This is a genomic window from Bradyrhizobium sp. STM 3809, from assembly GCF_000239795.1.
Lineage (GTDB): Bacteria > Pseudomonadota > Alphaproteobacteria > Rhizobiales > Xanthobacteraceae > Bradyrhizobium.
Genome location: NZ_CAFJ01000383.1, coordinates 1 through 13,617 on the forward strand (window position 1 = coordinate 1; position 13,617 = coordinate 13,617).

The 13,617-nt window shown below is 67.2% G+C and carries 11 protein-coding genes; 10 read left to right on the forward strand and 1 reads right to left on the reverse strand.

Annotation, left to right across the window (positions count from 1 at the left end):
* Positions 1 to 251: 251 nt before the first annotated feature.
* The 5 genes from BRAS3809_RS19475 (at position 252) to BRAS3809_RS19495 (ending at position 7,784) form a co-directional block, all read left to right on the forward strand.
* The gene (locus tag BRAS3809_RS19475; protein ID WP_240535716.1) at positions 252 to 2,189 is read left to right on the forward strand and encodes an autotransporter domain-containing protein; all 1,938 of its coding nucleotides are present in this window, start codon (positions 252 to 254) and stop codon (positions 2,187 to 2,189) included.
* Between the two features lie 533 nt (positions 2,190 to 2,722).
* Entirely contained in the window at positions 2,723 to 4,840 is a 2,118-nt protein-coding gene (locus tag BRAS3809_RS19480; protein WP_008963781.1) for a type I secretion system permease/ATPase, read from the forward strand.
* Between the two features lie 10 nt (positions 4,841 to 4,850).
* Entirely contained in the window at positions 4,851 to 6,269 is a 1,419-nt protein-coding gene (locus BRAS3809_RS19485; RefSeq protein WP_008963782.1) for an HlyD family type I secretion periplasmic adaptor subunit, read from the forward strand.
* 146 nt (positions 6,270 to 6,415) lie between these two features.
* Positions 6,416 to 7,534 (forward strand): DUF2336 domain-containing protein, encoded by a 1,119-nt coding sequence (locus tag BRAS3809_RS19490; RefSeq protein ID WP_008963783.1) that lies wholly within the window; start codon positions 6,416 to 6,418, stop codon positions 7,532 to 7,534.
* 37 nt (positions 7,535 to 7,571) lie between these two features.
* Entirely contained in the window at positions 7,572 to 7,784 is a 213-nt protein-coding gene (locus BRAS3809_RS19495; RefSeq protein ID WP_502685672.1) for a hypothetical protein, read from the forward strand.
* A 243-nt stretch (positions 7,785 to 8,027) separates the two neighbouring features.
* On the opposite strand, the gene BRAS3809_RS19500 is transcribed toward BRAS3809_RS19495, so the two are convergent.
* Entirely contained in the window at positions 8,028 to 8,708 is a 681-nt protein-coding gene (locus BRAS3809_RS19500; RefSeq protein ID WP_035656999.1) for a TetR/AcrR family transcriptional regulator, read from the reverse strand.
* Positions 8,709 to 8,956: 248 nt separating this feature from the next.
* Here BRAS3809_RS19500 and BRAS3809_RS19505 point away from each other — a divergent pair, with 248 nt between their 5' ends.
* The 5 genes from BRAS3809_RS19505 to BRAS3809_RS19525 all read left to right on the forward strand — a co-directional run.
* Positions 8,957 to 9,499 carry an OsmC family protein gene (locus tag BRAS3809_RS19505; RefSeq protein WP_008963785.1) on the forward strand — a complete coding sequence of 181 codons (543 nt, stop codon included), beginning with the start codon at positions 8,957 to 8,959 and terminating at the stop codon, positions 9,497 to 9,499.
* Between the two features lie 25 nt (positions 9,500 to 9,524).
* Positions 9,525 to 10,646, forward strand: a complete 1,122-nt coding sequence (locus tag BRAS3809_RS19510; protein WP_008963786.1) for an acyl-CoA dehydrogenase family protein — start codon at positions 9,525 to 9,527, stop codon at positions 10,644 to 10,646.
* A 48-nt stretch (positions 10,647 to 10,694) separates the two neighbouring features.
* Entirely contained in the window at positions 10,695 to 11,570 is an 876-nt protein-coding gene (locus BRAS3809_RS19515; RefSeq protein WP_008963787.1) for a sulfurtransferase, read from the forward strand.
* A 108-nt stretch (positions 11,571 to 11,678) separates the two neighbouring features.
* On the forward strand, positions 11,679 to 13,064 hold the full coding sequence (locus BRAS3809_RS19520) for a CmpA/NrtA family ABC transporter substrate-binding protein (RefSeq protein ID WP_008963788.1): 1,386 nt from the start codon (positions 11,679 to 11,681) through the stop codon (positions 13,062 to 13,064).
* A 178-nt stretch (positions 13,065 to 13,242) separates the two neighbouring features.
* On the forward strand, positions 13,243 to 13,617 hold a 375-nt coding region (locus BRAS3809_RS19525), incomplete at its 3' end, for a nitrate ABC transporter permease (protein WP_035657001.1).

The window sequence follows — 13,617 nt, forward strand, 5'->3', positions numbered from 1 at the left end:
GCAACGGCGGCAACGGCGGCAATGGCGGCATCGGCGGCGGCGGCGGCGGCGGCGGCGCGGCCACCAACACGTTCAGCGGCGGTGCTGGCGGCACCGGCGGCTTCGGCGGTGGTGGCGGCGGCGGCGGCATCGGCGGCACGTCTCCCCAGGCCGGCGCCAGCGGTGTCGGCGGATATGGCGCGGGCAATGGCGGCGACGGCAACAACGGCCCGGGCAGCGGCGGCGCGGGCTATGGCGGCGCGGTTTTCGTGATGGACGGCGCGACCCTGACCGTGAAGACCTCGACCAGCTTCAGCGGCAACTCCACCCAGGCCGGCACCGGCGGAACGCCGGTGGCGCCCAAGGGCCAGGATCTCTACATCAATGGCGCCACGCAGGTGGTGACGTTCCAGATCGATAGCGGCAGCGCCACATTCGGCGGCAGCACGCAGACCACGCAGGGCAACATCGCCGGCGAAGGCGGCATCGCCAAGAACGGCGCCGGCACGCTCGCGCTCGGCGGCACCAACAGCTACAGCGGCGCGACCAGCGTGAATGCCGGCACCCTGCTGGTCAACGGCACGCTGGTGAACTCCGCGACCACCGTCAACACTGGCGGCACGCTCGGCGGCACCGGCACCACCAACAGCGTGACGGTGGCCAGTGGCGGCACGTTGGCGCCGGGCTCCGGCACAGCCGGCACCACGCTGACGGTGCAGGGCAGCCTCGCCTTTGCCAGCGGCGCGATCTATCTGGTCCAGGTCGATCCGACGACGGCGTCGCGCACCAACGCGGTCAGCGCCACGCTCGGCGGCGCCACCGTCAATGCGAGCTTCGCGGCGGGCAGCTACGCGGCCAAGCAATACGTCATCCTGCAGACGAGCGGCGGCGTCTCCGGGACATTCGGCGGCGTGGTGAACACCAACCTGCCGTCGGGCTTCTCGACAAGCCTCTCCTACGACGCCAACAACGTCTATCTCAACCTCGCTCTGTTCACGGCGGGGAGCTACAACACCAACCAGGCCAATGTCGCCAACACGCTCACCAACTACTTCAACCGCAACGGCAGCATCCCCCTGGTGTTCGGCGGGCTGACCCCGGCGGGCCTCACCCAACTCTCGGGCGAGGCGGCGACCGGCTCGCAGCAGACCACGTTCAACGCGATGACGCAGTTCATGGGCGTGATGACCGATCCGTTCGGCGACGGGCGCGGCGGCGGCGCGCCGGGAGCAGGCGTGCCGGCCTTCGCCGACGACGGCGATGCGGCGAACGCCTATGCCGCGACGGGCCACGGCCGCAAGGGCGCCGAGCGCGACGCCTATGCGCTGCTGACCAAGGCGCCCTCGGCCGATCCGTTCGCGCGGCGCTGGAGCGTGTGGGCGGCCGGCTTCGGCGGTTCGCAGACCACCGACGGCAATGCCGCGCTCGGCTCCAACACCACGACGTCCAACCTCTACGGCACCGCCGTCGGCTTCGACTACAGGATCTCGCCGAGCACGGTGGCCGGCTTCGCGCTCGCCGGCGGCGGCACCAGCTTCAGCGTGGCCAACGCGCTCGGCTCCGGACGCTCCGACCTGTTCCAGGCCGGCGGCTTCGTCCGCCACGTGATGGGTCCGTCCTACATCACCGCCGCGCTCGCCTATGGCTGGCAGGACGTCACCACCAACCGCACCGTGACGGTGGCCGGCGTCGATCAGTTGCGCGCGCAGTTCAAGGCCAATGCCTGGTCCGGCCGGCTCGAAGGCGGCTATCGCATGCTGTGGCCCGCCTTCGGCATCGGCCTGACGCCCTATGCGGCCGGGCAGTTCACGACCTTCGATCTGCCGGCCTATGCCGAGCAGGCGGTGGCCGGCGCCAACACCTTTGCGCTGGCCTATGGCGCGCGCAGCGTGACGTCGCCGCGCACGGAGCTCGGCCTGCGCAGCGACAAGGCGTACGCGATGCCGGACGGCATCCTCACCCTGCGCGGCCGCTTCGCCTGGGCGCACGACTACACCACCGGCCGCACGCTGACGCCGACCTTCCAGACCCTGCCCGGCGCGAGCTTCGTCGTGAACGGCGCGCAGCAGGCCGCCGACCGCGCGCTGGTGAGCGCAACGGCGGAGATAAAGTGGATGAACAACTGGTCGGCGGCGCTGACCTTCGACGGCGAGTTCGCCAGCATCAGCCGCAGCTATGCCGGCAAGGGCGTGGTGCGGTATTCGTGGTGAGGGCGCGCAGCTCTCCGTGAGCACGCTGCTCATCTCCAATGTGCAGCGCCGCGCCCGGCGTGACCCCTCATGGTGATGAGCGCCGCGCCGGTCTGATCATGAGAGGGCAGATCGCTGTCCGCGGCGCGTCTCGAACCATGAGGCCCCGCCGGTGGCCTCGCCCTTCGAGACGCCCGCCTCCGGCGGGCTCTTCAGGGTGAGGGTTTGCAGTCTGCACAGGGCGACAGCTCGTTTGCTGCGTCGCCTCGGAGCCGGCCCCCGTAGCCCGGATGAGCGTAAGCCGACGCCTCTTTGGCGTCGGCGATAGCGACATCCGGGTTCACCGGCGACAGCGCGTGAGAACCCGGATGTCGCGTCCGCCTCGGCCCTCGCGGGCTTCGGCTTCCGCTCATCCGGGCTAAGATTCTGCCCGCGCGCCCCGTCGCCGCACGGGCGCCTGTGCATCCCCTGTTAAGCATTCGACTTAACGCCATGCGAACGCGGGTTCCGGAGGGTGTCGGCGGGGACGTCGGACCAAGAGGCGGGATCAGTCGATGCAGGCGTGTACGGATCAGGGCGCATGGGCGCTGGGGCTGTCGTTGCACCTGCTCGGCATCGTCGCCGATCCCGGCCGCATCCAGCACGAGGCCGGCCGCAGCGACGCGCTTTCGGTCGATGACCTGCTGCGTGCGGCGGCGCGCTTTCCCGTCAAGGCCAAGCTCGTCACGTCTAAGATTGCGCGGCTCAAGGCGACGCCGCTGCCGACGCTGGCCGTGCTCAAGGGCGGCGGCTTTGCGGTGATCGGCAAGGTGACCGAGACCGGCGTGCTGATCCAGGGGCTGAACGATGCCGGACCGCGCCTGCTGAGCTTCCCCGAGTTCGAAACCATCTGGTCCGGCCGGCTGATCCTGATCGCCAAGCGCGCGGAGCTGTCGGACACGGCGCGGCGCTTCAACTTCAGCTGGTTCGTCGCAGCGATCGGAAAATATCGCCGCATCCTGGTCGAGGTGCTGCTGGCGTCGTTCGTGATCCAGCTGTTCGGTCTCGCCACCCCGATGATCTTCCAGGTCGTGATCGACAAGGTGCTGGTGCATCGCGGCCTGTCGACGCTCGAGGTGATGGTCGCGGGGCTGGCGCTGATCGCGCTGTTCGAGGCGGTGCTGTCGGGCCTGCGCACCTATCTGTTCACCCACACCTCCAACCGCATCGACGTCGAGCTCGGCGCGCGGTTGTTCCGGCACCTGATGCGGCTGCCGCTGGCCTATTTCGAGAGCCGCCGCGTCGGCGACAGCGTCGCGCGGGTGCGCGAGTTGGAGACGATCCGGCAATTCATCACCTCGTCCTCGATCACGCTGGTGCTCGATCTCGCTTTTGCCGCGGTCTTCATCGGCGTGATGTTCCTGTACAGCTCCACGCTTGCGTGGATCGTCTGTGCGACCCTGCCGGTCTATGCGCTGCTGTCGCTCGCGACGACGCCGGCGTTCCGCGCGCGGCTCGACGAGAAATTCCGCCGCGGCGCCGAGAACCAGGCGTTCCTGGTCGAGAGCGTCACGGGTGTCGAGACCATCAAGGCGATGGCGGTCGAGCCATTGATGCAGCGGCGCTGGGAGGAGCAGCTCGCGAGCTATGTCGGCGCCTCGTTCCAGGCCTCGCAGATCGGCAACTGGGCGAGCCAGGCGGCGAGCCTGCTCAACAAGGGCGTCGGGGCGCTGACGCTGTTCGTCGGCGCCGGCCTCGTGATCGCCAACCGGATGACCGTCGGCGAGCTCGTCGCGTTCAACATGCTGGCCAACCAGGTCTCGGGTCCGGTGCTGCGGCTGGTCCAGGTCTGGCAGGATTTCCACCAGGTGCGGCTGTCGGTCGAGCGGCTCGGCGACATCCTCAACACCCCGGTGGAGGCGCATAGCGGCGGCGCCGAGCAGAACCTGCCGCCGCTGCAAGGCAGCATCGAGTTCGAGCGCGTGACCTTCCGCTATGGCCTCAACACCCAGCCGGTGCTGCGCGAGGTCTCGCTCAGGATCGGGGCAGGGCAGGTGGTTGGCATCGTCGGGCCGTCCGGCTCAGGCAAGAGCACCATCGCCAAGCTGGCGCAGCGGCTTTACCAGCCGGAAGCGGGCCGCGTGCTGGTCGACGGCGTCGACACCGCGGTGCTCGATCCCTCGTGGCTGCGGCGGCAGATCGGCGTGGTGCTGCAGGAGAACGTGCTGTTCAACCGCTCGGTGCGCGACAACATCGCGCTCGCCGATCCGGCGCTGCCGATGGAAAAAATCGTCGAGGCGGCCAAGCTTGCCGGGGCGCACGAGTTCATCTGCCGGATGCCACAAGGCTATGACACCGTCATCGGCGAACGCGGCGTGTCGCTGTCCGGCGGCCAGCGCCAGCGCATCGCGATCGCCCGGGCGCTGGTCGGCGATCCCCGCATTCTCATTTTCGACGAGGCGACCTCGGCGCTCGACTACGAGTCCGAGAGCATCATCCAGGCCAACATGCGCGACATCGTCCGTGGCCGCACCGTGCTGATCATCGCGCACCGGCTATCGACCGTGCGCAATGCCGATCGCATCCTGACGATCGAGAGCGGCGTCATCGTCGAGGACGGGACCCATGAGCAGCTGGTCGCCGGAGGTGGCCGCTATGCGAACCTGCACCGCATCCAGTCCGCCGGCCGCTGAGGAGAGGGCGATGAGCACACCTGCAAGCCTTCTGCGCGGCTTCTCGTTCGGCGGCAAAGCGTCGGAGCGCGAGTTCCTGCCGGCCGCCCTGGAAATCACGGAGACGCCGCCCAATCCGCTCGGGCGCATCACCGTGCTGGCGTTGTGCACGGTGACCTTCGCGGCGCTCGGCTGGGCCGTGTTCGGCAAGGTCGACATCGTCGCGGTCGCCAGCGGCAAGGTGATTTCGCATACCCGCACCCAGGTGGTGCAGCCGTTCGAGACGGCGAGCGTCAAGGCCGTGCTGGTACAGCCCGGCCAGCGCGTGCGCGCCGGCGACGCGCTGATCGAGCTCGACAAGACCGCCGTGACGGCGGAGACCGACCGGGCCCGCAGCGACCTCATCGCGAGCCTGCTCGACGAGGTCCGGCTGGCGGCGTTTCTCGATGGCGTGAAGGACGGACCGTTCGAGCTGGTGGCCGGCGCCGAGCCGCTGGATCGCGCCCGCGCCCAGGCGCAGCTCACGGCGCAGCTGGCGATGCGCGCCAGCCAGCTCGCGGCGCTGGCGCAGGAGCGCGCCCAGCACATCGCCGAGCGCGAGGCGCTGCAGCAGACCGTTGCCAAATACGAGCAGACCCTGCCGATGGTGACGCAGCGCGCCGACATCCGCACCAAGGCGAGCGAGATCGGCAATGCCTCGATCATCGCGCTGCTGGAGAGCCAGCAATTGCTGGTCGAGACGCGCTCCGAACTCGAGATCAACAAGGCCAAGATCGTCGCGCTCGACGCCACCATCGCGGGCCTCGACCAGAAGATCGCGGCGACCGAGGCCGACATGCGCGACAAGGCGATGCGCGATCTCGCCACCGCGCGTGAGCGCGCCCGCGCCGCCGGCGAGGCGCTGACCAAGGCGACGCGCCGCGCCGAGCTGCAGACCTTGCGCGCGCCGATCGACGGTACGGTGCAGCAGATGCACGTCGCCGCCGCCGGGGCCGTGGTGACGCCGGCGCAGCAGCTGCTCTCCGTCGTGCCCGACGACGACCGGATCGAGGTCGAGGCCGTGGTCGAGAACCGCGACGTCGGCTTCGTCGAGGCCGGCCAGCGCGTCGAGCTCAAGGTCGATGCCTTCCCGTTCACGCGCTATGGCCTGCTCGGCGGCAAGGTGACCTCGGTCGACCGCGACGCAGAAGCCGCGCCCGTCAATCCCAACGGCGTGCAGGGTGCCGAGCGCCAGGCCGACCAGACCGATCGCGTCGAGGCCAGCGAGCGGCTGCGCTACATGGTGCACATCGCGCTCGACCGCGCGACGCTCGACGTCGATGGCCGCGCTGCGGCGCTGGTGCCGGGCATGTCGGTGAAGGCCGAGATCCTGACCGGCAAGCGCCGCATCATCGACTTCCTGCTGGCGCCGCTCAGCGAGCATGTCCACGACGCCATGCGCGAGCGTTGAGGCACGCCCGGCATCGTTAACGCGTCTTTGCGCATTTGAGCAAAAACGCACCGTCAAATCCGAACACGCACGCTTACGGAACGCTGGGGTCCGGGATCTATGTTCCCGGCATTGCTTTCCTCATTGCGGCGTTGCGGCTTGGCATCATGAACGAGACCAGATCGGTGTTGCGCGACCTCGAGGACGCCATCGCGCGGGGCACGGCGGACAGCCGCGAGCGCGCGCTGTGGCATGCGACCGATCTGCTGCTGGCAGGACGTTATTGCGAGGAGGAGATCGCGACCTTCGGCGAGGTCATCGGCCGGCTCGCCGACGAGATCGAGGTCGAGGCGCGCGCCAAGCTGGCGGATCGCCTGGCCAGGATCGAATATTCGCCCGCCAGCGTCATTCGCAAGCTCGCCTTCGATGACGAGATCTGGGTCGCCGGACCGGTGCTGCGGGAATCCAAGCGGCTCGACGACGCGGCGCTGGTCGAGAATGCCAGCACCAAGAGCCAAGCGCATCTGCTGGCCATCGCCGAGCGCAGGACGCTGAGCGCCGAGGTGACCGACGTGCTGGCGCGGCGCGGCGACCGCGACGTCGCCACCGCCGTGGCCCGCAATCACGGCGCGCAGTTCTCCGGTTCGGGCTTCCTGCACATGGTGAAGCGGGCCGAGAACGATTCCATCCTGGCCGAGCATCTCGGCCGGCGCCTCGACATTCCGCGGCATCTGTTCCAGCAGCTGATCGCGAAGGCCTCTGACGACGTCGGCAAGCGGCTGGCCATCGAGCGCCCGGAGCTGCTCGGCGAGATCGAGAGCTCGGTCGCCAACATCGCCGGCGATCTGCAGTCCAAGTTCGGTCCTGGCTCGCGCAACTATTTCGTCGCCAAGCGCACCGTGACGATCCAGCACCGTCTCGGCAATCTGCACGAGAGCACGATCGCCGGCTATGCGACGGCGCACAAGGTCGACGAGGTCACGATCGGACTCTCGCTGTTGTCGGGGCTCCCGGTCGACGTCGTCGACCGGGCGCTGTTCGACCGCAACCGCGAGGTGCTGCTGATGCTGGCCAAGGCGCTCTGTTTCTCGTGGGATACGACGATGGCGCTCGCGTTCCTCGGCGCGCGCGACCATCGCATCACGGCAGGCGAGCTCCACGGGCTGGAGCGCGACTATGCCCGGTTGGACGTCAAGGCATCGCGCAGCGTGCTGGAATTCTACCAGTCTCGCAAGAATCCGGCCAAGGGCGGCACGACGCATGCGTCACGTGCCGCGGCGCATTGAGGTCTGCAGCGAGGAAAGGTGTCCGCGGATGATTGGCATGGGACTTCATCTCCACGGCGCGCGGCGGCCGGGCGGCCGCGCCGCAGTGGATCGCGCTGCCGTCGATGCCGCCTGGCACGTTCTCGAAGCCGCCAATGAGCTCGCCGACGAACCCACCGTCGCCGCCTGCCGCCGCATCATCGATGCAAGCCTGAATGGGGCCAGCGCGGATGAGGCCGATCTGCAGCGCGTGGCGGACTACTTCCGCTAGGTCTCGCAGCGTGGTCCGCCTTAGCAGCAGAACGAGTCCCTAGGATCGCGATTGGCGCGTCCCCACGATCCATGCAGGCAACGCACGATCTCGCCGCGTCATTGCGAGCGCAGCGAAGCAATCCAGGGCGATGGGCGGGACTCTGGATTGCTTCGCTGTGCTCGCAATGATGCGCGGAAATAGTCCCTTCGGACGAAGAGTGACCAGATACAGACGTGACGTAACAGCTACGATGGGACTGGCTCACACCGCCGCCAGCTGCGGATCAGTTTTCCCGGCGCGCTTGGCCATCTTGTGCTTGGCCGGCTCGAACAGTGCGCTCGCCGCGATTCCGGCCGTATCCGCGACGTCCGGATTGCGCGACACCATCGCGGCGACGATCGCGCCGTCGATCAGCAGCGCCAGCTGGTGCGCGAAGCTCTCGGGCTCGGCGGCGCCCATCTCGCGCGCCAGCTTCTCGATATGCGCCAGCACCACCTTCTTGTGGCGCATCGCGATGGTGCGGAACTGCTTCTGGTCCTTGTCGTGCTCCCCGACGGCATTGATGAAGGGGCAGCCGTAGAAGCGCTCCTCGCTGAACCAGCTCTTCAGCGCCGGGAAGATGCGCGCGAGCTTGGTTTCGGCATCGCCGCCACCGCTCTCCATCTCCGCAATGAACCACTCGCGCCACTGCTTGCCTTCGCTCTCGAGCACGGCGGTGACCAGCGCGGTCTTCGATCCGAACAGCTTGTAGAGCGTGGTCTTCGCCGTGCCGGCCTCGCTGATGATGGCGTCGATGCCGGTCGCGTTGATGCCGTTCTTGCAGAACAGCCGCGTCGCCGCGCCGAGCAGCCGGCCGCGCGCCGACTCGTCGTCGTTCGCGGCGATCGTCCGCGCGATCACCGGTTTCTTCGTCGAATGTTTGCCCGCAGCTGACTTGCCCATGCGTGCAAGCTTAATCGCTGTGCGCGTGAGTCAGCAAGGCCGCTGATGTCGATGCTGCCGCGCTGCGCTCAATTTCATCGCCAGGGGCAGCATCCTGCATCGCACTTGAGCAGGCGCGGACCGGCCAGATCTCCCCATCATCGTCTAAGCCGCGAGGATCATTCCGCCTTTTGAAATCCTGCCTCCCTGGCACGCTTCGTGCAGGAAACAGACCGTTCGGTATCCTCGATCCCAGGGAGAGAAATGAGATGACCGCTGTGGTTCAGAAGACGGCCCTCACGGGCTGCCTCGCACCCATCGACAAGAACGGACTCGAGCAGCTCATCGCCAACGGCAAGGCCAACCCCAAGGTCATCAAGACCCTGAAGTGCAAGACCGTCGCGGAGGGCAAGTTCCGTCACGCCAACTACATCCGCAATCTGGCGCCCTACATCGTCGACGAGCCGCCGGGGCTGCTGGGCGACGATACCGCGCCGAATCCGTCGGAAGCCTCGCTTGCCGCGCTCGGCTCGTGCCTCGCCGTCGGCCTGCACGCCAATGCCGTGCATCGCGGCTGGACGGTCAACAAGCTCGAGCTCGAGCTCGAGGGCGACCTCAACATCACCGCCGTGTGGGGCACCGGCGACGTCAGCGAGAAGCCGGTCGGCTTCACCGATGTCCGCGTCAAGGTCGACATGGAATGCGAAGGCATTTCCAAGGAGGAGGTTCAGGCGCTGGTCGATCACGTCAAGAAGTGGTCGCCGGTCGCCAACACCTTCACCCGCCCGGTCAATCTCGAGGTCGGGATCTGACCAGCTGCAAGCAGCGGAGAACGTCATGGGTTCACTCGGACAGCATCTGGCGGTCGATGGCGCGGGCGTGATGCCGGTGCCGTCGACCGTGGAGCAGGTCGCGGCGATCGCGCGCAACGAGCTCGCGCCGCTCGCCTCTGGCATCGACGCCGGGACGGTGTATCCGGCCGACGTGCTCCGCCGCTTCGGCGAGGTGGGCGCGTGGAGTAGCCACGTGCCCGATCAGGGCAGGGCGGATCTGAACGGCGCGATCGCCTCGATCGCGGCGATCGGCGAGGTCTGCGGCGCCTCCGCCTTCATGGCGTGGTGCCAGAACACGCTGGTCTGGTACATCGCCAACTCCGGCAACGCCGCGCTGATCGATCGCCTGCTCGACGATGCCGCGAGCGGAAGGCTGCTCGGCGGCACCGGGCTCTCCAACCCGATGAAGAGTTTCTTCGGCATCGAGAAGCTCAAGCTGAAGGGGCGCAAGGTCGAGGGCGGCTATGTCGTTCGCGGCGCATTGCCATGGGTCTCGAATCTCGGACCGGACCACATGTTCGGCACCATCTTCGAGCGCGAGGATGCGCCCGGCGAAATCGTGATGTTCGTCGCCGATTGCGCCGATCCGGCGGTGACCTTGCAGCCGTGCCAGCCGTTCCTGGCGATGGACGGCACCGGCACCTACGGCATCCAGTTTCGTGACCTGTTCGTGCCGGATGAGCTCATTCTCGCCGATCCCGCAGGGCCCTTCGTCAAGAAGATCCGCGCCGGCTTCATCCTGCTGCAGGCCGGCATGGCGCTCGGCCTGATCAAGGACTGCATCAAGATCATGCACGAGGTCGAGGCGCCGCTCGGCCACATCAACCGCTATCTGCCGCAACAGCCGGTCGACTTCAGCGCGCTCGCCGACGAACTCGCGAAGGAGACGGCTGAGCTCGCCCGCGATCCCTACAACACGGACGAGACCTACTGGCGCAAGGTGGTCGCGCTGCGCCTGCGGGCCGGCGAGGCCAGCGTCGCTGCGGCTCACGCCGCGATGCTCCATTGCGGAGCGCGCGGCTACATCAAGGGCAATCGCGCCGAACGTCGCCTGCGCGAGGCCTATTTCGTCGCGATCGTGACTCCCGCGACCAAACAGCTCCGCAAGATGCTCGCCGACGGCTGACGCCGGCGAGGACGGCAAACCAACAAATCCCACCAGGAGAGGCCTGCCATGACGGACGTTCTGATTACTGCCGGCGAACTCGCCGAGTTCATCAAGACCGAACCGTGTGTCGTCATCGACACCCGCAATCCCGATGCCTACGCTGCGGGACATCTTCCCGGCGCCGTCAACGTCCATGAGATCTTCACCTATCTCGCGACCTCCACTCCCGAGGGCATTGCGGAGCTGAAGACGAAGTTCGCCGACGCGTTCGGTGCGGCCGGCCTGTCGGGTGCCGAGACGGCGGTGGTCTACGAGCAGTCGATGAACTCCGGCTTCGGCCAGTCGTGCCGCGGCTACTTCCTGTTGACGATGCTCGGCTACCCCAAGGTCAAGGTGCTGCATGGCGGCTACGACGCCTGGGCCGCGGCCGGCATGCCCGTCACGTCAGACGTTCCGTCGCCGGCCAAGGCCTCGTTCTCGATCGTGCCGGAGGCGGGCAGCATCCTGATCGACGCCAAGGCGATGCTGGCAGCGGTCGGCAATCCCGCAATCGCGATCCTCGACGTGCGCGACGTCGACGAGTGGATCGGCGACTCCTCGTCGCCCTACGGCAAGGATTTCTGCCCGCGCAAGGGCCGCATCCCCGGCGCCGTGTGGCTCGAATGGTACCGCATGATGAAGCCGACCGCGGAAGGTCCGCGCTTCAAGTCGAAGGATGAAATCCTGGCCGAATGCGCCACCGTCGGCATCACGCCGGACACCCCGGTCTATCTCTACTGCTTCAAGGGCGCGCGTGCGTCGAACACCTTCCTCGCCCTGAAGAACGCCGGCGTGAAGGATGTGCGCATGTATTTCGGCTCGTGGAACGAGTGGTCGCGCGATCCGTCGCTGCCGATAGAGGAAGGTCTCCCGATGCCGGCGATGACCAGCAAAGCGGCATAGAAGCTGCATGAGATGCATGTCCGGCCGCTGAAAAATGCGGCCGGATGAGCAGTTCGGAGGCGCTGAGAGCGCAAGTCTGACTACAGGTGTGACAAAGGGGCGCAGCACATGTCGATTTTCGATGATCCGTTCGATGCCGAGTCTCGCGTGAATGCCGGTTGTATCTGCGGCCAGCATCAGAGCCCGGCCGAGCATGAGCACGCGATGCTGGCGCTGCGCTGCGAGCCGGTGGTCGAGTCCCGGGAGAAGCGCTACGAGAACGTCGTCGCGTCTGCCGTGCTGCGCGCGGTGTTTCCGGAAGTCGCGACGCGCCGCGCGTTTCTGAAGACTGTCGGTGCCGCCACGGCGCTCGCCGCGGTGTCTCAGTTCTTCCCGCTGAAGACGGCGACCGAAGCTTTCGCCGAAGCGGGCACGCCGGAGAAGAAGGATCTCAAGGTCGGCTTCATCCCGATCACCTGCGCGACGCCGATCATCATGGCGGCGCCGCTCGGCTTCTATGCCAAGGCCGGGCTGAACGTCGAGGTCGTCAAGACCGCCGGCTGGGCGGTGATCCGCGACAAGACCATCAACAAGGAATACGACGCCTCGCACATGCTGGCGCCGATGCCGATCGCGATCTCGCTGGGGCTCGGCGCGCAGCCGATTCCGTTCACGGTGCCCGCGATCGAGAACATCAACGGGCAGGGCATCGTGCTGTCGATGAAGCACAAGGACAAGCGCGATCCGAAGGACTGGAAGGGGCTGAAGTTCGCCATTCCGTTCGACTACTCGATGCACAACTATCTGCTGCGCTATTATCTCGCCGAGCATGGCATCGATCCGGATACGGATGTGCAGCTGCGCTCGGTGCCGCCGCCGGAGATGGTTGCCAATCTCAGGGCCGACAACATCGACGGCTTCCTCGCGCCCGACAACATCTGCCAGCGTGCGATCTACGACGGCGTCGGCTTCCTGCACATCCTGTCGAAGGAGATCTGGGACGGTCATCCCTGCTGCAGCTTCGCCGCCAGCCGCGAGTTCATCACGTCAGCGCCGAACAGTTTTGCCGCGCTGACCCGCGCCATCGTCGACGCCACCGCCTATGCGGCCAAGGCCGAGAACCGCAAGCAGATCGCGGAGGCGATCGCGCCGGCCAACTACATCAATGCGCCGGTGACCGTTCTGGAGCAGGTGCTCACCGGCACCTATGCCGATGGCCTGGGCGGCGTGAAGACCGATCCGAAACGCGTCGATTTCGATCCATTCCCATGGCAGTCCTTCGCGGTGTGGATGCTGACCCAGATGAAGCGCTGGGGCCAGATCAAGGGCGATATCGACTACAAGACGGTCGCCGAGCAGATCTACCTCGCCACCGACACCCGCAAGGTCATGACTGAGATGGGGCTGACACCGCCGAAGGACTCCTACAAATCGTTCTCGGTGATGGGCAAGCCGTTCGACCCGACCAAGCCGGACGATTATGTCGCGAGCTTCAAGATCAAGAAGGCATCGTGATGGGGGCGTTGGGCGCGATGCCGACCACACCACCGACGTCGTCCCGGCGAACGCCGGGACCCATACGCCGTGACCTCGCTTGGGGCAGGGCTGGCAGCGATTGTTTTTTCCATCAACGGAGTTCGGTGGTTATGGATCCCGGCGTTCGCCGGGATGACGGCGGTGGACGGGGCAGCCGATGACCGCCTCACTCCGCCTCCGCGCCGCCGTCGTCTCGATCGTGCTGCTCGCCGTGTTCCTCGGCGCCTGGCACCTCGCCACGCGAAGCACTGGCGCGGCTGCCAACATGAGCCCGGAATACGCCAAGCTGATGGGCATGACGGCCACGCAAGGCAAGTCCGCCATGCCGGGGCCGCTCGATGTCGGCGCCAAGCTGTGGGAGCATCTGAAGCGGCCGTTCTACGACAATGGCCCGAACGACAAGGGGCTCGGCATCCAGCTTGCTTATTCGATCGGGCGGGTGATGCTCGGCTATCTCATCGCGGTGGCGATTGCGATCCCGCTCGGCTTCCTGATCGGCATGTCGCCCTTGATGAGCAAGGCGCTGGATCCG